Source organism: Rhizobium sp. 42MFCr.1, from assembly GCF_000377185.1.
Taxonomy (GTDB): Bacteria; Pseudomonadota; Alphaproteobacteria; order Rhizobiales; family Rhizobiaceae; genus Rhizobium; species Rhizobium altiplani.
In genome coordinates, this window is record NZ_KB897820.1 from 201,797 (window position 1) to 224,887 (window position 23,091).

The 23,091-nt window shown below is 60.3% G+C and carries 23 protein-coding genes; 3 read left to right on the forward strand and 20 right to left on the reverse strand.

All coding sequences use genetic code 11. The features are described 5' to 3' along the window. Nucleotides 1-6: 6 nt before the first annotated feature. From ugpE to C934_RS0104970, 3 genes are all read left to right on the forward strand, one after another. Nucleotides 7-855: a sn-glycerol-3-phosphate ABC transporter permease UgpE gene (ugpE, locus tag C934_RS0104960; protein ID WP_018855599.1), complete on the forward strand. Its 849-nt coding sequence runs from the start codon at nucleotides 7-9 to the stop codon at nucleotides 853-855. After that, nucleotides 855-1,898: a sn-glycerol-3-phosphate import ATP-binding protein UgpC gene (locus C934_RS0104965; protein ID WP_018855600.1), complete on the forward strand. Its 1,044-nt coding sequence runs from the start codon at nucleotides 855-857 to the stop codon at nucleotides 1,896-1,898. The genes ugpE and C934_RS0104965 overlap by 1 nt, the downstream gene beginning before the upstream one ends. Nucleotides 1,899-2,105: 207 nt before the next feature. Beyond that, nucleotides 2,106-3,509 carry an ATP-binding protein gene (locus tag C934_RS0104970; RefSeq protein WP_018855601.1) on the forward strand — a complete coding sequence of 468 codons (1,404 nt, stop codon included), beginning with the start codon at nucleotides 2,106-2,108 and terminating at the stop codon, nucleotides 3,507-3,509. Nucleotides 3,510-3,803: 294 nt separating this feature from the next. On the opposite strand, the gene C934_RS0104975 is transcribed toward C934_RS0104970, so the two are convergent. The 20 genes from C934_RS0104975 to C934_RS0105070 form a co-directional block, all read right to left on the reverse strand. Beyond that, nucleotides 3,804-4,796 (reverse strand): dihydroxyacetone kinase subunit DhaK, encoded by a 993-nt coding sequence (locus C934_RS0104975; protein WP_018855602.1) that lies wholly within the window; start codon nucleotides 4,794-4,796, stop codon nucleotides 3,804-3,806. Nucleotides 4,797-4,851: 55 nt separating this feature from the next. After that, a complete protein-coding gene (locus tag C934_RS0104980) occupies nucleotides 4,852-5,262 on the reverse strand; it encodes a hypothetical protein (RefSeq protein ID WP_018855603.1) in 411 nt (136 codons plus the stop codon). Between the two features lie 2 nt (nucleotides 5,263-5,264). Beyond that, nucleotides 5,265-6,845: a putative PEP-binding protein gene (locus C934_RS0104985; protein ID WP_018855604.1), complete on the reverse strand. Its 1,581-nt coding sequence runs from the start codon at nucleotides 6,843-6,845 to the stop codon at nucleotides 5,265-5,267. Continuing rightward, nucleotides 6,829-7,173, reverse strand: a complete 345-nt coding sequence (locus C934_RS0104990; protein ID WP_018855605.1) for an HPr family phosphocarrier protein — start codon at nucleotides 7,171-7,173, stop codon at nucleotides 6,829-6,831. The genes C934_RS0104985 and C934_RS0104990 overlap by 17 nt, the downstream gene beginning before the upstream one ends. After that, nucleotides 7,173-7,571 carry a dihydroxyacetone kinase phosphoryl donor subunit DhaM gene (dhaM, locus tag C934_RS0104995; RefSeq protein WP_018855606.1) on the reverse strand — a complete coding sequence of 133 codons (399 nt, stop codon included), beginning with the start codon at nucleotides 7,569-7,571 and terminating at the stop codon, nucleotides 7,173-7,175. The genes C934_RS0104990 and dhaM overlap by 1 nt, the downstream gene beginning before the upstream one ends. Continuing rightward, nucleotides 7,568-8,182: a dihydroxyacetone kinase subunit DhaL gene (gene dhaL / locus C934_RS0105000; RefSeq protein WP_018855607.1), complete on the reverse strand. Its 615-nt coding sequence runs from the start codon at nucleotides 8,180-8,182 to the stop codon at nucleotides 7,568-7,570. The genes dhaM and dhaL overlap by 4 nt, the downstream gene beginning before the upstream one ends. Before the next feature lie 22 nt (nucleotides 8,183-8,204). Next, on the reverse strand, nucleotides 8,205-9,845 hold the full coding sequence (locus C934_RS0105005) for a dihydroxyacetone kinase subunit DhaK (protein WP_018855608.1): 1,641 nt from the start codon (nucleotides 9,843-9,845) through the stop codon (nucleotides 8,205-8,207). A gap of 46 nt (nucleotides 9,846-9,891) precedes the next feature. Then, a complete protein-coding gene (locus tag C934_RS0105010; protein ID WP_018855609.1) occupies nucleotides 9,892-10,899 on the reverse strand; it encodes an ABC transporter ATP-binding protein in 1,008 nt (335 codons plus the stop codon). After that, complete coding sequence (locus tag C934_RS0105015; RefSeq protein WP_018855610.1) at nucleotides 10,892-11,989, reverse strand: ABC transporter ATP-binding protein; 1,098 nt, start codon at nucleotides 11,987-11,989, stop codon at nucleotides 10,892-10,894. The genes C934_RS0105010 and C934_RS0105015 overlap by 8 nt, the downstream gene beginning before the upstream one ends. Nucleotides 11,990-11,992: 3 nt before the next feature. Then, complete coding sequence (locus C934_RS0105020; protein ID WP_018855611.1) at nucleotides 11,993-12,208, reverse strand: hypothetical protein; 216 nt, start codon at nucleotides 12,206-12,208, stop codon at nucleotides 11,993-11,995. Beyond that, nucleotides 12,205-13,158 carry a carbohydrate ABC transporter permease gene (locus C934_RS0105025; RefSeq protein WP_018855612.1) on the reverse strand — a complete coding sequence of 318 codons (954 nt, stop codon included), beginning with the start codon at nucleotides 13,156-13,158 and terminating at the stop codon, nucleotides 12,205-12,207. The genes C934_RS0105020 and C934_RS0105025 overlap by 4 nt, the downstream gene beginning before the upstream one ends. Beyond that, the gene (locus C934_RS0105030; protein ID WP_026371562.1) at nucleotides 13,155-14,123 is read right to left on the reverse strand and encodes a carbohydrate ABC transporter permease; all 969 of its coding nucleotides are present in this window, start codon (nucleotides 14,121-14,123) and stop codon (nucleotides 13,155-13,157) included. The genes C934_RS0105025 and C934_RS0105030 overlap by 4 nt, the downstream gene beginning before the upstream one ends. 101 nt (nucleotides 14,124-14,224) lie before the next feature. Continuing rightward, nucleotides 14,225-15,550, reverse strand: a complete 1,326-nt coding sequence (locus tag C934_RS0105035; protein ID WP_018855614.1) for an ABC transporter substrate-binding protein — start codon at nucleotides 15,548-15,550, stop codon at nucleotides 14,225-14,227. Between the two features lie 365 nt (nucleotides 15,551-15,915). Continuing rightward, complete coding sequence (atzF, locus tag C934_RS0105040) at nucleotides 15,916-17,745, reverse strand: allophanate hydrolase (protein WP_018855615.1); 1,830 nt, start codon at nucleotides 17,743-17,745, stop codon at nucleotides 15,916-15,918. Further along, nucleotides 17,742-18,095 carry a cupin domain-containing protein gene (locus C934_RS0105045; RefSeq protein WP_018855616.1) on the reverse strand — a complete coding sequence of 118 codons (354 nt, stop codon included), beginning with the start codon at nucleotides 18,093-18,095 and terminating at the stop codon, nucleotides 17,742-17,744. The genes atzF and C934_RS0105045 overlap by 4 nt, the downstream gene beginning before the upstream one ends. Continuing rightward, complete coding sequence (locus C934_RS0105050; RefSeq protein WP_018855617.1) at nucleotides 18,088-18,756, reverse strand: cysteine hydrolase family protein; 669 nt, start codon at nucleotides 18,754-18,756, stop codon at nucleotides 18,088-18,090. The genes C934_RS0105045 and C934_RS0105050 overlap by 8 nt, the downstream gene beginning before the upstream one ends. Beyond that, nucleotides 18,756-20,306: an ABC transporter ATP-binding protein gene (locus C934_RS0105055; RefSeq protein ID WP_018855618.1), complete on the reverse strand. Its 1,551-nt coding sequence runs from the start codon at nucleotides 20,304-20,306 to the stop codon at nucleotides 18,756-18,758. Before C934_RS0105055 ends, C934_RS0105050 begins: the two co-directional genes overlap by 1 nt. Then, the gene (locus tag C934_RS0105060) at nucleotides 20,303-21,364 is read right to left on the reverse strand and encodes a ring-opening amidohydrolase (RefSeq protein ID WP_018855619.1); all 1,062 of its coding nucleotides are present in this window, start codon (nucleotides 21,362-21,364) and stop codon (nucleotides 20,303-20,305) included. The genes C934_RS0105055 and C934_RS0105060 overlap by 4 nt, the downstream gene beginning before the upstream one ends. Continuing rightward, a complete protein-coding gene (gene biuH, locus C934_RS0105065; protein ID WP_018855620.1) occupies nucleotides 21,364-22,065 on the reverse strand; it encodes a biuret amidohydrolase in 702 nt (233 codons plus the stop codon). Before biuH ends, C934_RS0105060 begins: the two co-directional genes overlap by 1 nt. Before the next feature lie 9 nt (nucleotides 22,066-22,074). Continuing rightward, on the reverse strand, nucleotides 22,075-23,091 hold the full coding sequence (locus C934_RS0105070; RefSeq protein WP_018855621.1) for a formamidase: 1,017 nt from the start codon (nucleotides 23,089-23,091) through the stop codon (nucleotides 22,075-22,077).

Consider the following 23,091-nt stretch of genomic DNA (forward strand, 5'->3'; position numbering starts at 1 on the left):
AGGCTGATGATCGAAAAACGTCCCCTGGCCACGCTTCTCGGCCACCTGATGCTGATCCTCGGCATCGTCATCGTCGCCTTTCCGATCTACTACACCTTCGTCGCCTCGACGATGAGCTCGGCGGAGATCCTGCGACCGCCGATCTCGCTGCTGCCGGGTGCGCACCTGTCCGGAAATTACGGCGAAGCGCTCTTCGGTGGAGTCGAACGCACCGTCGGTGTAAGTCTCGAGCGGATGCTCTGGAACACCTTCGTCGTTTCCTTCGTCATCGCGGTCGGCAAGATCGCGATTTCCTTCCTGTCGGCTTTCGCGATCGTCTTCTTCCGTTTTCCCTTCCGCATGGGTTTCTTCTGGATGATCTTCATCACGCTGATGCTGCCGGTCGAAGTCCGTATCCTGCCGACCTACAAGGTGATCGTCGATCTCGGCATGATCGACACCTATGCCGGTCTGACGCTGCCGCTGATGGCGTCAGCGACGGCGACTTTCCTGTTCCGGCAGTTCTTCCTGACGATCCCGGGCGAGCTGGTCGAGGCGGCACGTATCGATAGCGCCGGTCCCTTCCGCTTCATGCGCGATATCCTGCTGCCGCTATCGCGCACCAATATCGCCGCGCTTTTCGTCATCCTCTTCATCTACGGCTGGACACAATATCTTTGGCCGCTGCTCGTGACCAACGACGCGCGCATGACGACGATCATCATCGGCTTGCGCAAGATGGTGGATTTTGCTGATGCGGCGACCCCGTGGAACTTCGTGATGGTGACGGCGATCCTGGCAATCATCCCGCCAGTCCTCGTCGTCGTGCTCATGCAGCGCTGGTTTGTCAAAGGTCTGGTGGAAACGGAGAAATAATGGCCGAAATCAAGCTTAACGACGTCCGCAAGTCCTATGGCGGCGGCATCGACGTGATCAAGGGCGTGTCGCTCGACATCGCCGACGGCGAACTCCTCGTCCTCGTCGGCCCCTCCGGCTGCGGCAAGTCCACGCTGCTGCGTATGATCGCCGGGCTGGAGGGTATCACTGCCGGCGAGATCGGGATCGGCGGGCGTAGGGTCAACGAGCTGGAGCCCTCCGAGCGGGACATCGCCATGGTCTTCCAGAATTATGCGCTCTATCCGCATATGACGGTACGCCAGAACCTCGCCTATGGCTTGAAGAACCGCAACACACCCAAGGACGAGATCGACAGGCGCATTGCCAAGGCGGCTGCTTCGCTCGAGATCGAGCCCTACCTTGAGCGCAAGCCGCGCCAGCTTTCAGGCGGCCAGCGCCAGCGTGTGGCGATGGGCAGGGCGATCGTGCGCGAGCCCGCCGCCTTTCTCTTCGACGAGCCGCTCTCCAACCTCGACGCCAAGCTGCGCGTACAGATGCGGGTCGAGATCAAGCGCCTTCAGCGGTCACTTGCAACCACCAGCGTTTACGTCACGCATGACCAGATGGAGGCTATGACCCTCGCCGACCGGCTTGTCGTCCTGAACGGCGGCCTGATCGAGCAGGTCGGCACACCGATCGAGCTCTATGAGAAACCCGCAACAACCTTCGTCGCGACCTTCATCGGCTCGCCGGCGATGAACCTGTTTTCGACCGACAATCCGAGCCTGACATTGAGCAACCCGGACCTTCTTCCAGCCGAGACCGCCACCATCGGCATCCGCCCAGAGGATTTCTATCTGGTGGAAGGCGCAGCACCCGCAGCCCTAACCACCGATGCTCGCGTCGCCGCTGTCGAGCTGATCGGCGCTGAAAGCTACGTTCACGCAACGCTGCCAACCGGCGACAATGTTGTCTTTCGTGTCGCGGGCCGATCAAGAATAGAGATCGACGCCCCGGTGCGGATTGCCGCCAAGGCAGAGAGACTGCACTTCTTCGACCGAAGCAACGTTCGGGTGCAGTAAGAGACTGTCGGAACTCTTTCTGCCCACGAGAGATCAACAGCCGGGTTTCAAAGGGATAGGCTTGCCCTGTTGTCTGAGGAAAAATCGACAATCTGGCACGGTTTGGAGAGCCTGTAGCGCGCAGAACTTGACAAACTGATCGTCAATAAGGTAAACACGATTAAGGTAATCGCGATTACGGTAATTATAATTACCGTAGGCAGGCATATGCAGTTTCTCGGGCGCGAACGTGAACTCAAGCTGGTGCGGATCGAATTGGATTCGCAACGACCTTCCCTCATCATCGTATTTGGCCGACGGCGGATCGGCAAATCGCGGTTCCTTCGGGAGGCCGCCAAGAACCGCCCAGAAATCTACTTTCAGGCGACCCGCGTCTCATCACTTTTGAACCTGGAACAGTTCAAATCCGATGTCGGAAAGGCAATCGGATCAAAGCCGCAGCTCGAAGCCCTGTCAAGCTGGGAGGGGGTACTGCACTATGTTGCCGAGCGTGCCGGCGAGCATCCGGGATTGATCGTCACGATCGACGAATTTCCCTATCTGCTTGATAACGAGCCAGCACTGCCATCGATCGTGCAGAAATTCTGGGATTCCGGCGCACTTGCAGATGGGGCGATGAAACTGATCCTTTGCGGCTCTGCCATTTCTCAAATGGAAGACCTGTTGGCGGAACGGAACCCGCTTTACGGGCGAAAAACCCTGTCGATCGACATGAAGGCCTTGCCCCTTGTCGACGTCGCCAAGTTTTTCCCGGAGTACACGGCCGACGACATTATCAGAACCTATGCGATTTTCGGCGGCATTCCCTACTATCTTCAGCTTTGCGACGCTCAGGAACCGCTCCGCAATAACGTCATCAAACTCTTGCTCACAGAGACAGGCACCCTGATCGACGAACCGAACACGCTGCTGCAGACCGAACTCAGAGAGCCGTCCTTTTACTCAAGCGTGGTTGCGGCTATATCTGACGGTTGCAACACTAAGTCGGCGATCGCAAGCCGACTGGGTGTCAAAGCAGACGGTATTGGACCGTACCTGGCAAAACTGCTCGCGCTTGATTTGATCGATAATTCGAAATCGCTGGATGCCGACGAAAAGGGCCGAAACCGCCGCTATCGCGTTGCAGACAGCCTGATGTCGTTCTGGCATCGTTTCGTGCGACCAAGCCTGAGCGCGATCAGCAGCGGGTTTGGCGAGGAGGTTTACGACCGCGTCGTGGAGCCTCGGTTCTCCGAATATATGGCAATTGCGTTCGAACCGATCACCCTTCAATTTGCAAGGCTTCATCTGCAGGAGGTCCTTGCGGTTCCGACGCAGGAGGTTGGCCAGATTTGGGGTCACGCCGATTTCGACATCGATGTCGCGGGGCGATTGTTGGATGGTGCATTTTTCTATGGCGAATGCAAATGGCGATCGCGCGTGATCGACCTTGGCCACGTCCGATTGTTGCGTGAGCGATCCGAGAAAACGACTTACGGGGAAGGAGCGACGGGCAAGCACTACCTGTTTTTCAGTAGAAGTGGTTTTTCAAGCGATGTCGAGAGTTTGGCGGAAGAAGACGAGCGGCTGCATCTGATAACCCCAGAAACACTGGTAAGACCGCGTCGGTAGAGGCGACAGCGTGGGCGCATTGCCGCTTCCAACGCGCCGCCTGGCGCATGTGGCACTTGCTCCATAACGTCGGTAATTTCTGTAGTAAATCAGATGCCTAAGCTGCTTTTGGTGGTCTTTGCTACCTAACGCCGGAAAATTCTGTGGTTCCGTGTCTCACGATGATGTCCTGAGGTTCTGGATGACGCTAAATTTAGACGCGTTTGGTGGGACCCAAGCTCGCTCCTGTCACCGCATGCCATTGTTTGCATGGGTAGCCGCAGGGCCGGTTCGCGCTTGCGATAGGTGACCGCCCTAGCACCCCCAGCGCAATGCCGCCGTCGCAACGGGCGAATCCCAGAGGAGGAGTTCGTCCTCCCTGAGGATGGCGAGCGTGACGGAAAGGCCCTGCATGTCGAGGGAGGTGGCGTAAGTGCCGACCAGCGAGCGTACGATCCTCAGGTCATGATCCGTCATGAAGCGGTGGGCAGTATTGTAGGCGAGATAGAGTTCGGCCGGTGGCGTGCCGCCAAGTCCATTCACGAAAAGCAATGCCTTATCCGCAACCGGGGCGACTTCGTTGAAGACTGTTTCGCTCAGATGCGTGATGATGGCATCTGCGTTGGAAAAGGGCTCTCTCTCGTGGCCTGGTTCCCCGTGAATGCCAACGCCCATTTCTATCTCACCCGGGCCGAGCGCAAAGGTTGATCGCTGCGTGTGAGGAACCGTTACGCCAGTCAATGCGACACCCATCGATCTGATGCGGGGCGAAAGATCACCGGCAAGGGCTTTCAGTTCGGCGAGCGCCATTCCCTTTTCGGCTGCAGCGCCGAGAAGTCTCTCAACGATCACGGTACCGGCAACACCGCGTCGGCCGCGCCCGTCCCGCGTCCGCGCCGTTTCGACGTCGTCGCTCACGATCACCATTTCAATCTTGTGGCGGCTCGATGCCATCTCTGCCGCCATTTCGAAATTCATGACATCGCCGTCGTAGTTTTTCACCACGAGCAGGCAGCCAGCCCCGGTATCCGTTTCCTCGATCGCGCCAACGATCTGGTCCGGAGTAGGAGAGGTGAAGATATGCCCGACACATGCCGCATCGAGCATGCCGCGGCCGACGAAGCCAATATGCATTGGTTCGTGACCCGCGCCACCGCCGGAGATGATTGCCACCTTGCCCGGAACGAGGTGACGACGTCGGACAAATCTGCGATCAGCGCCGAACACAACGAAGTCCTCATGGGCGCGCACAAATCCGTCGAGGCTTTCGGCGACCATTGTTTCCGCTGTATTCATGAATTTCTTCATCAAGCCCCTCCCAAGGCGATGATCATCTAGCGTCTCGTCGCGCGCAATGGTCCGTTCAATCCGGCGATCCCGAAATTGCAGCGATCTTTTGCACCAAGTCGGTGATGGCCTCTTCAAGCAGCCGGTTGCGTCGTTCGTCACCGAAGTCAGGCACCATGATGGAAAGGTGACGCAACTTTTCCGAGGCGCCAAATTCCGGCAGTTTGCCGGGATGGGCGGTCTGATAAGCGTCGAGAAAGCGTTCCTGTTCGGCGGCGCTGAAATGGCAAACCCGGAAGATCGTCGCAAGATGACGGGCCGGAAGAGGCGTCGCATAAATGGGGCTGGTTATCTGGGTGACGAAGCTTCGATGCTTGCCGAGTTCCGTCGCCAGCCGCTGACGGGTTCCCGAAGGCCGGTTTTCGATGATCTGCGCCAGAATGTTCTTATAGGCGATAGTGGCGTCTTCGGTGTCTTCGCGCGCCATCCCTATTCTCCGGCTGCCCTTGTCCCATCGGCATTCAGGCCGACTATGGCCGATCTTATCGTGGGAAGCCGATCTGGCGCCACGGAAAAATGCCGCAGACCGACGGCGAGAAGATCAGAGATACGGGATGGATCGCCGGCCATGTCTCCGCAAATGCTGACTGGTTTGCCGCCGGCAAGCTTGACCGCCTGTGCGACCAGGCGCAGCACTGCGGGCACTGCGCGGGCTTGATATCGAGCAAAGTCGGCCTGCTCGCGTGCGGAAGCGACGAGGTATTGCGAAAGGTCATTCGTGCCAAACGAAAAGAAGTCTGCGTTTTCGAATTGATCGAGCATGAGAGCCGCCGCCGGGACCTCCACCATCATGCCAATCGGGGGAATGCGGTGCGGCACACCCCGGCTTGCGAGGAGGCTGGATTCTTCGCGATAGATCTGCCTGATATCGTCGACATCAGATGGAAAAGTCACCATTGGCAGCATGATGCGAAGATTGCCGAAGACCGCCGCGCGCAAAAGCGAGCGAGCTTGCACACGCGCAATTTCGGGCCGGGCTAGAAGAAGACGAATGCCGCGCAAAGAGGACATTTCCGTGAGGCCGGAGAGCGGCTTGTCGCCGCCGATGTCCAGCATACGGATTGTCACGGACCGGCCATCAGCCCAATTCAGGAGGCGGCGATAGATCTCAAATTGCTTTTCTTCGTTTGCGGCATCACCGAGCGACGTCACCGCGAACTCCGAGCGCACCAACCCTATTCCGGCGGTTGTCGCGACCGGGATCGCATCGATTTCGTCGGGAGCATTGACATTGATCGACAAGAGGACCTGCGCTCCGTCCGCGGTATGCAGGATTCCGCTGTCGAGTGGCGGTGCGGTGCTTGTTGGCGGACGGCTGACTTGCGTCGACGTCGCATGGTCCTTGGCTGCCTGCAAAATGACAACACCTGAATCGCCGTCGACTCCCATGTGTTGCCCTCCCTCCGTCGCGAAGCGGCCGGTACCAATCACCATCGGGACGGACCGGGATTTGGCAAGCAGGGCCACATGGCCGACGGCACTCCCTGCAAAAAGAACGATACCGCCGCCTGCCGACCAGTCATGGGCGAGGAAGCGGCTGGGTTCCATGTCCTTTCCGACATAGATGGATCCGGCTGGAAAGTCGTCGACCGGCGTTCCAGTGAGTACGGAGAGGACGCGGTTCTTGATGTCCAGAATATCGACGGCACGCGCCCTTAGTTGATCTTCTTCCGAGCATTCCAGTTCCCGGATGTATCCATCGAGCGTTCCGATCCAGGCGAAAGCTACATTTTCACCCGCATCGATACGCGCGCCGGCCATCTCGGTCAGCGTTGGATCGCGGAGCACCTCAATCTGAAACTCGACGATGTCGCCGCCCTCGGGGTCTGCCCCGGTGCCAAGGTCCTGCAGTTCGCGGATGGCGGTGTCGATCGCGCTGGCGAGTTCGGCATGGCCGGAGATGCTTGATGGCGGTGACGGGGCAGGGGCCATTGGCTCGGTGACGAAGGCCGGTCCGCTGGCAACACCTGGCGCCGCGCTCGTGCCTTTCAATTTAAGCGGGGCGGCCATGCTTCTTTTCCTCATCGAAATTGCGCTCGACGAGGCCCTTCAATGCCCGGATCGCTTCTTCGGCGAGGATTCCGTCGGCGCGAATCTTAAGCACCGAGCCCTTGCGGATCTTGGCGCCCATGATCTTGATGATGCTCTTGCCGTTCAGCCAGACGTCGCTGCCATTGACAGCGACCTCGATGGAGCAGGGGAACGACTTTGCCAGGCGCGTGAACGTCACCGAAGGCCGGGCATGCAGTCCGACGCCATGCTTGACCTCGACCTCCGTCTGGCAACTGGCATGGACCTGCCCGGCCTCATGGGTTCCTATGCGCAATCCACTGCTCATCAGGGTGAGAGCTCCTCTGCCGTTGCGACCACCTTGGTCAGTGATGCGCCACCGGAGGCCTCGGCAGCGGCGATAACGGCTCCTTCAACGATAGGGGCGTTGCAGATCGATACCCGCTTGGACCGGGGCGAGCCGAGCATTTCGATTGCCATTTCGCTATTGGTTTCAGCTCCACCCAGATCGACGAAGACGGCTACGCCGGCGTCCGACCAGGCCTCTTCGATGGCTTTGAGAATTCCGCCGGCATCCGTTCCCAACTCGCCGTGACTGTTGCCACCGGACCAGGCCAGCGGCACGCTGTCGCCCACCATTTGCCGCACCATATCGGCGGTGCCACGCGCAATCAGCGGCGAGTGGGAGACAATTACAATTCCGACGTTTGGCGTCTTCGCATTCATGCGCTGCGGTGCTCCTCGAGATAGCGGCAGATCGCGGTTGTCAGAAGCGCACAGCTTGAAGCGCCCGGATCGACATGGCCGATTGACCGGTCCCCGAGATAGGAAGCCCGTCCGCGCATCGCCCTCATCGCAGACGTCCGCTCGGCAGCAACCTCGGCTTGACGTGCGATGTCCGTCAAAGACGAACGATGCGCAAGTGCGTCCTGAACCGGATAGAGAACATCGAGAAGGGTTTTGTCCCCGGCATGCGAGCGGCCACGACGGGCGACCGCATCAATTGCTTGCATCAGTACCGCTGGAAAATCTTGGTTCTGGTGCAATGCACGGAGCTCGCGACCCATCTCCATGAGCAGTGTGCCATAGAGAGGGCCGGCCGCTCCACCGATGTTCATAACGAGCGTCAGTCCGATCTTTTCAAGCGCGTCGGGCAAGGGAAGAGTTGCAACAGAGGCTTCCTCGGCGCTGACTGCGTCGCAGCCACGGCGCATATTCGTTCCGTGGTCACCGTCCCCAATCGCCCGATCAAGCGCGCAGAGATGTTCGCTGTTTGCCGCAATCGTTGCCCGGCAAGTCTCGATCAGTCCCGTCAGAAGAACCGGTTCTGACTGCATCCGATATCCTCCAATCGCCAATTCATGCCAGCGCTGCAACGACTTCGAACACGCCCGCCGTAGCGACAGCCCCCGGATCCGGCACTCCCTCCAGATCCTTCTCACCGACATAGGAGGCGCGGCCGGCCTTCGCCTTAAGCATCGCCTTTGTCGATTGAGCACCGGTAGCCGCAGCCTTCGCCGCGGCCGCGACATCACCTGATGCCAGGGCCGCGAGTGCCGGCGCCAGCGCGTCGACCATGGTACGATCGCCGATGCCGGCGCCTCCATAGAACGTCATCCGATCGAGCCCGGCAAGCAGGGCAGCGGCTATATCAGCCTTTTCCGCCATGGCCTTGGAGGCGGCGGTAAAAAAGATCGAGAGCAGTACACCACTGGAGCCGCCCATGCTCGTGCTCAGGATCTCACCGATCGAGGCCATGGTGGCGCCAGCATCCTTCAGCGGCAGCGTGTCGATGCGGGAAAGAACGCTACGCGCCCCTGCTGCCACGGTGGACCCGGTATCGCCATCACCGACGCGGCCATCGAGGCGGTTCAACTCGCTCTCGAGCGAAATCAGGTGTTCGCAAATCGCCGTCAAGAGCAGACGGCTCCTGCTGTCATCGCTGGCCGGGGCCACTTCGTCCCGGCCAGATATCTTATCCGGGGCGGGAACGATGGCGATCTCGTGCCGTTCGGCGACGGGTGGCCAGGCATGCGGCCCGACTGCGGCCTTCAGCGCGGCTTCGCGAGCAGCGTCCAGCCGAATGAGCGAAAGCGAAAAACCGTTCATGTTGAGCGCGGTCATCATCGGTGCCGGTCCGACGATCAGGCGCACACGGCCGGTGACCGGCGAGGACAACACGGCATTGGCAATGACGCCCATCTCAAGCGGCGGCACGGCGCCAAGGTTGTTGATCAACAGTGCGTGGTCGTGCGCACCATCCAGTCTTGCGGCCAGTCGCTCGGTCATCGTCGCGACAAGGTCGACAACCGGTTGCAAGGCGATCCGCTCGACACCGGGCTCGCCATGGATGCCGAGGCCAAGCTCCCCTTCATTGGCGCCGAGCCGATCCTCATGTGCCTGACCGGGAACGCTGCAGGTCGAAAACGACATGCCGAGTGAAACGATATCTCGGGCTGCGGCAGCCGCTTGTGCGGCGACCGTCTTCAGGCCGGCTCCTGCTTCGGCGTGGTAGCCGGCGATCTTATGCACAAACAAGGTACCGGCAACGCCGCGGGGCTGGTTGATTCCGGGGATGGCAATATCGTCGGCAACGATCACCATCTCGACATCGAAGCCTTCGGCACGGGCCTTTTCGGCAGCGAGGCCAAAGTTGAGCCGGTCGCCCGTATAGTTCTTGACGATCAGCAGGGCGCCCTTGGGGCCCGTTACCGCACGGATGGCCGTCAGCACGGCATCGACGCTCGGCGAAGCAAAGATCTCGCCCGATACAGCCGCTGTCAGCATGCCCTTGCCGACGAAGCCGGCATGCGAGGGCTCGTGACCCGCGCCGCCGCCGGAGATGATCGCGACGTTCGATTTATCCCAATCCGCGCGCAGGATCACCTTGATGTCGGGGAAGCTATCGAGACGGGCAAGCCGACCGGCACTGCTTGTCAGGAGCAGACCATCGAGGGCTTCGGTAACAATGGTTTCCCGGCGATTGAAGAAATGTTTCATGGAGAGAGACCCGTCTTCTATGCAGTGTGTTTTGTATCGTTCAATTCTAGCCCAGACGCTGGCCGCTGGCGTCGAAATAGAGCGGATCGCGTAACGTGAGGCTGATTCGATCACCCGGCCGGATTGCGAGATATGGATCGGCAAGTGTGACGAGCTTGTGGTCGCGAACCCGGATGTGAAGGTGGTTCTGGTCGCCAAGGTGCTCGATCCAGTCGATTTCGGCGTTGGCATTCGTTTCGACCATGATATCGAGATGCTCGGTTCGCGCACCGATCGTCCTGGTACCTGGCGGCGGATTGGCGCCTGGCAGGAGATCGGCAGGCAGCAGGTTGATATGCGGTTGGCCAAGCCGGGCAGCGACATCGAGGCTGGTGGGATTGCCGTAGATTTCACGCGGCGTTCCGACCTGCAACAGCCTGCCTCCAGCAACAATGCCGATCCGATCCGCCATCGTCATGGCTTCGACCTGGTCGTGGGTCACGTAAAGCAAGGTAGAACCGAGTTCCTTCTGGATCCGTTTGAGTTCCAGGCGCAGTTCGGCACGCAGCTTCGCATCGAGCGACGAGAGGGGTTCGTCCATCAGGTAGATGGCGGGCCTTCGTACCAACGCCCGGCCGATCGCGACACGCTGCATTTCGCCGCCCGACAGACGCGTCGAACGGTTCTCAAGCTTGTGGTCGATCCGGACCATACGCGCAATTTCGCGCACGCGACGGTCGATCTCTTCAGCCCCTAGCTTGCGCACAGGCGCTCGCAGCGGGAAGGCGAGGTTGTCGTAAACCGTCATGTGCGGATAGAGCGAATATTGCTGGAAGACGAAGGCAACGTCGCGCTCGGCGGGCGCTTCGCCCGAGACGTTGCGACCATTGATCTCGATGCGACCGCTATCGGGCCGTTCCAGGCCGGCAATGAGGCGCAGCGTCGTCGTCTTGCCGGCACCGGTCGGCCCAAGCAGGACGACGAACTCGCCATCGCGGATGGAAAGGTTGAGATCAGACAGAGCCTGCGTATCGCCGAAGCGCTTGTCGAGGCCCTTGAGAACGATATCAGACATGCTCGGCCTCCGAGTAGAGTGCCGAAGCAATGGCGCGGCCCGACTGGCAGTCAAACAGCGCGAGCTTGGCCGAATTGAAGTCAAGACCGACCGTCTCGCCGATCCGGAAGTTGCGGTTTGCCGGAACTCGCGCCTTGATGACGCCGCTCGACGTCTCGATCGTCACGACCTGATTGGTCCCGAGATATTCGCTGCCGTAGACCGCTCCCCTCAAGGGCGACGTATCGCTCAGGCGAATATGCTCAGGCCTAACCCCGAGTGCCAATTCGGCCTCGGCCAGGTCCTGGTGCACCTCGGGAATGGCGACATCGACCCCATCAAGCGAGACGGACCGAGCGCCGGTCTGCAGACCCGAGGTGAAGCGCATGAAATTCATCGACGGCGAGCCGATGAAATCGGCGACATACATGGTGGCGGGCTTGCTGTAGATTTCCTGGGGCGTACCGAATTGCTCGATCACCCCATGGTTCATGACGGCAATCTTGTCGGCCATCGCCATCGCCTCATGCTGGTCATGGGTGACGTACACAGTCGTCGCTTGAATGCGGTTGTGCAGTTCACGAAGTTCGTGAACCATGACCTCGCGAAATTCCGCGTCGAGCGTCCCCAGCGGTTCGTCCATCAGGAAGCATTTGGGACGCCGCACGATGGCGCGACCGAGCGCCACACGCTGCCGGTCACCGCCGGCAAGTCCGGAGACCGATCGGTCAAGGATATGATCGATCTGCAGCAGCCGGGCGGTTTCCTCGACGCGCTGGCGGATCTCGGCCTTCGGCATGCCTTGCGACAGCAGCGGAAAGCCGATGTTCTTGCGCACGTTCATATGCGGATAGAGCGCAAAGAGCTGGAAGACGAAGGCGATGTCGCGCGCGCTGGCGCGGTTGAAGGTGACGTCTTCGCCGTCAAGATAGATCTTGCCGCTGGTCGGCAGTTCCAGACCGGCGATCATGCGCAGCGTCGTCGTCTTGCCGCAGCCGGATGGTCCGAGCAGTGCCAGGAATTCGCCGTCATGGATGGTGAAGCTTGAATCCTGCACAGCGACGAAGCTGCCGAACTGCTTGCGGAGATTTTCTATTCTGATGTCCGCCATGGCTCACTCCGGAAACTTCGAGACGATGATGAACATGGCCGTGCCCGCAAGCAGCGTCACCAGCGAGTAGGTGTAGAGCACCAACAGGAATGGCTGGAAGAGCATGAGAAAGCCGATGGCAATCAACGCGGTTGCGATATTCTCCATTGGGCCGCGACGCAGAAGGAACGGGCGCTTCGGGCGGGATGGGCGGCGCGGTGTTTCTATGAGGTGGGTCATTTGCGGACCGCTCCGAAGGTGATGCCACGCAAGAGCTGCTTGCGCAGGAGAATGGTGAAGACGAGGATCGGGATCAGGAAGATCGTTGTTCCCGCCGCGACTGCCGGCCAGTCCTGACCGCCTTCGCCGATAATGGTCGGTATGAAGGGCGGTGCCGTCTGCGCTTCGCCCGATGTCAGCAGTGCCGCAAAGGCATACTCGTTCCAGGCAAAGATCAGACAGAAGATCGCGGTGGCGGCAATACCGGTCGTTGCTTGCGGCAGGACGACTTTCCAGAAAGCCTGCAGCCGCGTGTAGCCGTCGATCATCGCTGCCTCCTCGTACTCCCGTGGGATCTCGTCGATGAAGCCCTTCAGGAGCCAGACTGCAAGAGAGACGTTGACCGCGGTGTAAAGCAGGATCATGCCCAGCGACGTGTCGGAAAGACCAAGCTCACGGTACATGAGATAAATTGGGATGGCGACGGCGATCGGCGGCATCATGCGTGTCGACAGGATGAAGAACAACAGGTCGTCGGCAAGGGGGACCCTGAAACGCGAGAAGCCATAGGCGGCCAGCGTTCCCAATGAGACGGCCAGGAATGTCGAGCCGAAGGCAATCACCAGCGAGTTGGCAAAGCGCGGAAGGAAATTGGAGGGACCGGCGATCACCATGTTGCGCTTGCGGGTGACCTCGTCGCAGGTGCCGGTCGGCGCGGGAAGGGAGGCGATGTATTCCGGCGTCTGCCGCGTCCTTGTTGTCAGGAGGTTGCAGTAGCCTTCCAGCGTCGGTGTGAAGATGATCTTCGGAGGATAGCTGATGGAGTCCGGCGGAGACTTGATGCTGGTCAGGAAGATCCAGACGAGCGGGATCATGGTGATCAGGGCATAAAGGATCACGATGGTGCCGGCGATCCTCTTGTTGGCCCGGCTCGGTTCGACGACGGAATGGGCTGAGGTGACGGAGCTCATCGTTGCTTCACCTTGTTGAGTGCCTTGACGTAGATGTTGGCGAGGCCGAACACGGCAACGAAGAGGATGATGGCGAAGGCAGAGGCCCGCCCTGTCGCCCAGCTCTCGAAGGCCGTGCGCTTCAAGGTGATCGAGGCCACTTCGGTGGTCGAACCCGGGCCGCCCCCCGTCAGCAGTGTAACCATGTCGAACATCTTGAAGTTCTCGATGCCGCGGAACAGTACGGCGAGCATGATGAAAGGCAGGGCCATCGGCACGGTGATCGACCAGAATTGCCGCCAGGGGGAGGCGCGGTCGACCTCGGCTGCCTCATAGATGTAGTCCGGGATGGAGCGCAGGCCAGCGAGGCAGATCAGCATGACATACGGCGTCCACATCCAGGTATCGACAATGATGATGGCCCAAGGCGCCAGCGTGACGCTGCCGAGCATCTGGATGTCGGCGGTCGGAATGCCGGTGATGAGCGAAACCGCGTAGGCGAAAAGACCAATCTGGGGCTCGTAGAGAAAGCGCCAGAAATTTCCGACGACAGCCGGAGACAGCATCATCGGTATCAGGATGAGCGTCGTCCAGAAGGCGTGGCCACGAAACTTGCGGTCGATCAGATAGGCGAGCGTAAAGCCGATAACCGTCTGCAGCAGGATCGTCCAAAACACGAAATGCGCCGTCGTCTGCATGGCCTGCCAGATATCGGGGTCGTTCAGGACCCGCTGGTAGTTGCTAAATCCGACGTTCAGAACAGGCGCATTCGGGCGGTTGGCACGATAGTTCGTGAACGACAGATAGATCGCCCAGATGAGCGGGAAGATGTTGATGGCGAGAAGCAGGATGATGGCCGGTGCAATGAACAGCCAGGCAATCGCTCGGTCGGAAAGTCCCCGGACACGGCGTGCGACCGATGTGGGCGTCGCCCTCGCAGTCGCGTCAGCTGCCTTTTCGACCATGGAGGAGGATGAAATGTTCAAGGTATCACCTGGTCTTTGCGTATGTGAGACACGTGGCGGCCCGGCAGTCTTGGCAATCCGGGCCGCCATTCTGGCAAGAATGTTTTGCGTCCAGCCGGACACTAGATCTTGCCGTCGTCCTTGAAGACTTCGGTCCAGTCTTTCACGAGGCCATCGAGCGCTTCCTGAGCCGTGCCGTTGCCGGCCACGACATAGTTATGAACGCGCTTCTGCATGTCCTGCAGGAGGGTTGCGTAGCTTGGCTCTGCCCAGAAATCCTTGACGATCGCCATCGAGTCCAGGAATGCCTGGGCATAAGGCTGGCTGGACGCAAAGTCCGGGGCGTTCACAACTGACTTCAGGCACGAGTAGCCGCCGAGCTGCCACCACTTGGCCTGCACTTCAGGCTGGGCGAACCACTTGATGTACTGCAGCGCCGCGTCCTTCTTGTCGGAGTATGAGACGACCGAGATACCCTGTCCGCCAAGCTGGGCGAAATGTTTCTTTTCCGCCGGGTTGGGGAAGAAGCCGATCTTGTCGCCACCGACTTTCTCATCCTTGTAGAGACCCGGCCATGTGAAGGCGAAGTTCATCTGCATGGCCACCTGGCCGGACTTGAAGGCGTCGGCGGATTCAACCATGTAGACGTTGGAGCTGCCGGGCGGTGTGCAGCAGTCATAGAGCGCCTTGTAGAACTCCAGTCCCTTGACCGCATCGGGCGAATTGACGAAGCCTTCCATCTCGTAGGGCTTGTCTGGGTTGTCGTACTGGAAGCCCCAGTCATAGAGGACGTTGGTCACGCCCATCGTGATGCCTTCGGAGCCGCGCTCCGTATAGATCGAGGCGCCGTAGACGGTCTTGCCATCGATCTCGCGCTTCTGGAAGAACTCGGCGATCTGCTTCAGCTCGTCGTAGGTCTTCGGCGCCGCAAGATCGTGACCATACTTTGCCTTGAATTCCTTCTGCAGTTCCGGCCGCTCGAACCAGTCCTTGCGGTAGGTCCAGCCGACCACATCGCCCATGGCGGGCAGCGCCCAATAGTTCGGCGTATTCTTCGGCCATTCCGAATAGCCGACGACCGTCGCCGGCACGAAGTCATCCATCTTGATGCCTTCCTTGTCGAAGAAGTCGTTGAGCTTGACGTAGTGGCCGTTTTCAGCCGAGCCACCGATCCACTGGCTGTCGCCGATGATCAGGTCGCAGAGCTTGCCATGGGAGTTCAGTTCATTGAGGAAGCGGTCTGCATAGCTCGTCCACGGTACGAACTCGAACTTCATTTCAGTGCCGGTCTTGGCGGTGAAATCCTTGGAGAGTTCGACCAGTGCGTTTGCCGGATCCCATGCGGCCCAGCAGAGCGTCAATTGGTCGGCTTTGGCAAGATTGGGCAGCGCCGACGAGATGATGAACGCCGAGGCCAGCCCGAGAAGGGCTTTCGATTTCTTTTGCATAAGTTCCTCCCAGAACCAAAGGCCGGCTCCCCGCCGACCGCGCAAGTTCACCCATTTGCGAGAATGCCTACATGAACTCCTCAACTCTCATGTTTAGCAATATGTTTAGTGATAGATGATTTTATAAACATTGCAAGTGCCAATCGCTGTTGCTCTGCAGCAATTGCTGACCTCCATGCTTACCTGCGCCCGTGGCCACAAAATCATTGCTGCCGGTTGAACCGACCGCGGTTACCTCAGAAATGGAGCCAGAGCGCGGCCGCATTGGCGTCGTGGCAACGCAGCCGGTTATCTTGGCAGTTGGCGCTGCCGTAACAGATGGGTGAGAACTCCCAGGCTCTGCGATCCGCAATTGCCGGGATTGATCAGCCTGCGCTTCGCGCTCTCCGGTCGGTGTCCGCCGCCACATAGTTGCGCCAGCCGCCATAGTTGGTGATGTCGGTGGCCCCTGTTATCCCTGCGGCCTCGACAAGGAAGCCCTTAGCCACAGTTCCGTCTGACAGACTGATTGAGCCGATTCCGAGAGGCGAGGGTATTGCCGCCACGAATTGCCCGAAGGCAGCGGGCGTCAAGCGCCAGACTTCCACGTCGATGCGACCGCCTTTGCCGGGCTCGACACGGATCATCCCCGGCTTGGCTGGCACCTGGCCGGCAAGGGCATAGAGCCTGTAGGCATCCGATGTCTGCGCCTGCCGAGAGAAAACGGCGTCGAGGTCGCGCAGTTGGACGTTTAGTTGCATCCCGGAGAGATGCGCACCGACGACAACGAGATCAATCATCCCATCCTCATCAATTCTCGCCGGTTTCGGAAAAGCCGGTGTCAGAGACCAGCTTGTCGCTCCCAGACTGACACCGGCTGCTTGGTGGATCTCTCGTGCAAGGGACGCCGCCAGGCCATCCCGGCCAGACGGTGCCAGAAGGGTCACGCTCGCCGGGAGGCCGTCGCCACGCTTGCCAGTCGGCACGGCGATCCCGCACATATCGAGCAGATTGACGAAATTGGTATAGGTCCCAAGCCGCGAGTTCTCGCGGATCGGTTCGGCGGCGAGGTCGGCCAGCGTATAGTGGCTCGGGGCCGTCGGCACACAGAAGAGATCGACAGTGTCGATGATCGGCTGCACTGTCTGCTTCAGAGCCTGAAGGGCGTAGAGACCATTGAAGGCATCGGCCGCGCTCAGCGCCTTCGCGCCACCATAGATCTTGCGTGTGACCGCATGGAAGCTCGTTTCGTTGGCATCGAAGAATGCCTTCACCGCGGCATAGCGTTCCGCCACCCAGGCGCCTTCGTAGAGCAGATTGGCAACCTTGTAGAAATCTCCGAACGGCACTTCGACCAGGCGATGGCCGAGCATCGTCAGCATCGCGAGCGCGTTCTCGTATGATGCCTCCATGCGGGCGTCGCCAAAGAACTGGCGGTCTGCCTTTGCAGGAACCCCGATGCTCAGGACCGGCGGAAGCGAGCCATAGCCGGATGCGGGTATGTCCTTCGAGTAAGTATCCGCCGCGTCGTAGCGCGCGGTGGTGTCAAAGACACGCCATGCATCATCGACGGTAAGGGCAAATATGGAAACACAATCGAGCGTGCGGCAGGCCGGTATGACCCCCGCTGTCGAAAGGGCGCCGACGCTCGGCTTGAGGCCGACGATGTTGTTAAGTCCTGCAGGGATACGGCCGGAGCCGGCCGTATCCGTTCCGAGCGCGAAACTGACGATCCCTTGGGCGGTGGCGACGGCCGAGCCGGAGCTGGAGCCGCCGGGAACGAGGTTGGCGTCGATGGCGTTGCGAGGGATCGGGTAGGGCGAGCGGACGCCCACGAGGCCCGTTGCGAACTGGTCGAGGTTTGTCTTGCCGATGACGAGCGCCCCTGCCTGCTTGAGCAAGCGAACGACAGTCGCATCAACAGCCGCTACATAGGAATAGTCAGGGCAGGCAGCCGTTGTCGGCATGCCGGCGACATCGATGTTGTCCTTCACGGCAAAGGGGATGCCCCAGAGCGGCTTGGCCTCGGCATCAAACGGCCCCAGCGCTTCCACCTCGGCAAGCAGCGCCTCGCGATCTGAGAGATGAAGAAAGATGCCCGGATCGTTGACTTCGGCCAGGCGCGCAAACACCCGGCCAATGATCGTGTCGGGCGTTCCACCCAAAGCGTAGAATGCGTGCAGCGATGCGATGTCGAAAGCCGGTGCGCCGGTCATGCTATTTCCTCTTCCAGTATCCTTACGGGCCGATCCCATTGGATCAGCACCACGCAGCCGGTGTCACTCCAGACGGAGTGCTCGGTCCCAGCCGCATTCACGACATAGCTGCCGCGCCCATAGTCGCCGGCCTCATCGGATTGTGTGCCTTCCAGGACTAGGATGGTTTCGAGCCCCTCGTGTCGATGCCGCGGTACGGAGGCTCCGGCCTCGTATTTCAAAAGGGCGACCCCCGGCTGATCGTTTTCGAAAGCGCGGATCCAGTGGATCGTAACGTCCTCACGAAATGGAGAGAAAGTTAGCTCTTTCCAGCCCCCTAGCGTCAGAAGCTCGCGTGTAGTCTCAGGCATGACCAATCGCCTCCAATATGTCGTCCACATGTGAAGTCCATCCAACGATCCCGCCCTGGGCGCGGATCATGGCGATGGCGGCATCCTTGAATTCGGGAAAATAGCTCTCGGTTGCTTCTTCGGCGAGAAGGCATTCGTATCCGCGATCATTGGCTTCGCGCATGGTCGTCTGAACGCAGACCTCGGTTGTGACGCCGGCAAAGACAAGCTGGCTGATGCCCCTCGCTTTCAAGATGTCGCCGAGTTCGGTCGCGTAGAATGCGCCTTTGCCCGGCTTCTCGATCACGATTTCGCCGTCGACGGGGGCAAGCTCCGCCAGGATCGCCGTGCCAGCCTCTCCGGCAATCAAGATCCGTCCCATCGGCCCGTCATCGCCGATCCGAAGGGTTGGAGCGCCGCGGTTGCGCTTGGCGGGAGGCAGATCGGAAAGATCCGGCTTGTGGCACTCCATGGTGTGAATGACAGGCAGGCCGGCCTCGCGAAATCCCTCAATCAACCGTTTGACATCGGGAATGATCCTGGTGATGCGGCTGACATCGTTGCCGAGGCTTGCGCCGAAACCGCCTGGCTCGGCAAAGTCACGCTGCATGTCGATGACGATCAGCGCCAGTTGGTCGGGCCTGGCCGGAAAGGCAAAAGGCTGTGCCTTGATGTCTGCCATCAGTGATGTCCTGCCATATGCGCGCCGATGACCGAGATGTCGGCCGCGCGCGCCGGGGTTTCGTAGACCAGCTTTCCGTCCGAGATGACCATGATCCGGTCGGACATCTCCAACAGTTCGTCGAGATCCTCCGACAGCAGCAGCACGGCCGCACCGGAGTTGCGCGCCTTCATGATGCGGGCGCGGATTTCCGCCACCGCTGAGAAATCGAGGCCGAAGCAAGGATTGGCGACGATCAGGAGATCGACTTCGCCAGTCAGTTCACGCGCCAACACCGCGCGTTGCACATTGCCGCCGGAAAGGGCTGCGATCGGCGAGGCGGAGGAGGCGGTCCTGACCTTGTAATCGGCGATCAGATCCGTCGCCCGCTTCTTCATCCTGCCCTTGTTGAGCCAGATCGCATCTTTTCCGTCGTTTTTAAGATCGAATGTACGGAAGGCAAGATTTTCGCTGACCGTCATGCGCGGCGCGCAGGCATTGTGCAGGGGCTCCTCGGGAATGAAGCGCACATTGTTCCGGCGCGTTTCCGGCCGGGTCGCGCCGTAGGCGTCGCCGTTGACAAGCACGCTGCCCACCTCGGTCGGCCGCTGGCCGGCCAGGATCTCCGTCAGCTCCTTCTGGCCGTTGCCCGATATGCCGGCGATACCGACGATTTCGCCGGAGCGAACCGTCAGCGTCTCGATTTCTATGGTTTTCAACCCCGAGCGATCCGGTGCCTTGACCTTATCGACCTTGAGAACAGGCTTTGCCATCTCAGACACTGGCACGCGTGTATCGAGCTGGGCGAGCTTGACGTCGCCGATCATCATCGATGCCATCTCTGCGGTCGAGAGCTGGTCGACCCCTCCGCCGCCGACCAGCTTGCCGCGCCGCAGGATCGAAACCGCGTCGGCGAACTTCGTAACCTCATGGAACTTGTGTGAGATCATCAGCACGGTCAGCTCGCCGCGATCCGTCATGCCGCGCACCAGTCCGAGCATTTCGTCCGCCTCGGCTGGCGTCAGCACGGATGTCGGTTCGTCGAGCACCAGAAAACTGCGGCCGAGATAGAGCTGCTTGACGATTTCGAGCTTCTGCTTTTCGCCAGCGGCCAGCTCGCTGACGGGGCGATCGAGCGGAATCTTGAACGGCATGTGCTCCATGAAGGCTGCCAGATCCCTACGCTCCTTGGCCCAGTTGATCACCGCGGGCACGGCAGCCCGGCTGATGACGAGGTTTTCGGCGCCCGTCAGCGACGGCACCAGCGTGAAATGCTGGTAGACCATGCCGAGCCCATAGGTTGCCGCATCCCTGGGAGAGGCGATCGCCACTTCGCGCCCATCGACCGAGAGCAAACCCGAGGTTTGATGGTAGAAGCCCATGATGCACTTGACGAGCGTTGACTTGCCGGCGCCGTTCTCGCCGAGGAGCGCATGGAAGGTTCCGGCCGGGATATCGATCGATACGTGGTCGAGCGCCGTAAAGCTGGCAAACCGCATCGTCATGTCGAGCGTCTGGATGCCGACGGCCTTGCCAGCCTGGGGAAGAGGCGTGTCGCGTACGATACTCACTTCAGGTCTCCTTTTTCGACGATAATTGCGACCGGCCCGCCACCTGGCGGTCCCTGATGTTCGGCACCGCCCGATACGTATAAGTCGGTCATGCCGAAGACGCCGGCGAGCACGCCGCCCACAAACGCGCGGGCATGGCGTGTGCCGGCGATATCGGAATCGTTCAGCATGGTATGGCGCCTGCCACCAACGTGACCTGACGGATCCGGTTCGGCCTTGGCCAGCACGGCCGCGAGCCTTCCTTCCGCCGGCAGACGATCCCAGGCAGCGCGGACGGATCCAGTGTCTATCGCGTCCCGCATGACGGCATGGTCGATGGTGAGAGGCCCGGACCATTTTGCGCTCATGCCGAGTACAATGACCTCATGATCCAAGAGCTCGACGCCTGAAGAAGCCGAGGCGCATCGGGAATAGAGATCGAAGCGGCTACAGATGTCACTGTCGTCGATGGCGTCGATATCCACCTCGCCAAGTGCAACGGCAACGCCAAGCGCCGACGCGCCGCGTGACAGCGCCATTGATTTCAGCGTATCTCGCGTCGCCGTCGTCTTTCCGGCTGCTTCCGCATCGGCAATGCGCTGAGTGGTCAGCAGCGGGCATTTGATCTGTACGAAGTGGACATCGGCGGTGTCCTCGATCCCGGCATCCCGGATGGCGGCTTTAACCGCCACCGCCACCATGCGGACCTGTTCTTGCCTGCCGAGTTGTTCAGGCGGCAGGGCAGGGGTACGCGCCACGCCGATTGCCAGAGCCCCTTCTCCGGGCTCCTCGACCTGTTTGCGCGTGAAGATGGTCCAGTGAGGAGAGAGAGCGCCTTCCGTGCCGCCGGACATGACGATTGAGACGCCTTCCACATTCTGTTCATCGAACAGCCGCTCGAAGCTGCGTGTGGCGTAGCCGCGGGTGAAGTCGTTGACGCAGCCGTTGCCCTCGGTCTTGCCAAGCACGGCGACCACGTCGGAGGCGTCAACTCGGCCGGCAAACAGGGCTTCGACACCGGAGACATCGTCCGGACTGCCTGCCGGGACGCGAAAGACATGAGCACGCAAGGAGGGCATCAGGGAAGGGCCTCGATCAGGGTAGCCGCGTTGGACACGGATCCGAATACGCCGCCCTGCATCTTCACCATCTTGATGGCCGCGAGGTGGTTGCCATAGTCGGTGGCGCCGCAGCAATCCTCGAGCAGCAGGCACTCAAAGCCGCGATCGTTGGCCTCGCGCATCGTCGTGTGAACGCAGACATCGGTGGTGATGCCTGTCAGGATGATGTTCTCGATCCGCTTCTGGTTGAGGATCAACTCCAGATCCGTGGCACAGAAAGAGCCTTTGCCGGGCTTATCGATGATCGTCTCGCCCTCGATCGGTTTCAACTCGTCTATAATATCCCAGCCCGGCTCTCCGCGAACGAGGATGCGGCCGCAAGGGCCGGCGTCGCCGATGCCAGCGTTAATACGCTGCGAGCGCCAGCGCTTGTTCGCCGGCAGGTCGGCGAGATCGGGCCGATGCCCCTCCCGGGTGTGGATGATGTGATAGCCCTTGGCGCGCATGGCGGAAAGGACTCTCTTGATCGGCTCGATCGGTGCGCGCACGAGCGAAAGATCATAGCCCATATGATCCACGTAGCCGCCTGGACCGCAGAAATCCGTCTGCATGTCGATGATGATGAGCGCCGTGTTGTCCGGCCTCAGCGCGCCGTTGTAGGGCCAGGCATAGGGATCGGCATTGATGTAGTGTCCCCTTGCTTCGACCATCGCATCCATCGTCTTCTCCTATTCGCCCGCAAGTTTGAAAGTTTCGCCATAGCGTCGCGCCGGCTTGTCGAAGCCGCAGGACGTGCCATCGACGACCTTGACCTCATCTTCCCAGGGCAACCGGTACCGGCCCGCGATGAGATCGTGCATGTAGCTGTAAGGCGCGTCCCCCGCGCCGCCGGCGACGGCGACATAACCGCGATGGCCGAACTGGTAGATATTGTTCTCGACGCCCCAGCTGCGCCGCGCCTCACGCACCAGGTCGGGGCGGACCTCGGCGGTGATGATCTCGTTCGGGCGACCGGACGTGCCGTGGGCGATGATCGTGCCGTCGAAATTGCAGATCATGCCTTCGCCCACGGAGTCGAACGTGCCGTCCGAACCGCACATGCAGACGCTGGCGGTCACCATCAGATTGCAGAAGGCGTTTGACTGGTTGGTGAACTTCCAGCTGTCGCGGATCGGAGCGGTATAACCCGCTGTCCGGATCATGATCTCGGCACCCTTGTAGGCGCACTCCCGGCCCATCTCCGGAAACATCCCGTCATGGCAGATGATCAGTGCGAGCTTCGCACCTTTCGGTCCCTCGATCACCGGAATGCCGAAATTGCCAGGCTCCCAGGGCTCGACAGGCACCCATGGATGCATCTTCCGATAATGGAGTTTCAGTTCGCCTCTGTCGTCGATGACGATGCCCGAATTGTACGGCATCCCATCCGGATTGAATTCCATGATCGAGAAACAGCCCCAGATGCGGTTTTCGCGGCAGGAATTCTTGAAGGCAGCAACCTCCGGCCCGTCGAGCGAACACATGATCTCGGGATTGATGTCCATCGACAGGCCATGCAGCGCGTACTCGGGGAAGACGACCAGATCCATGCCTGCCTGGTTGCGACGGGCCTTGCCAACGAGGTCGACGATAACCTTGGTCTGCCTTGCAAGGTCCTCCCTGGTGACCGTGACAGGAAGCTGAAGCTGGACCAGGCCGATACCGACGCCATGTTCCGATTTGTTAAGGCCGCCGAGACCATTCAT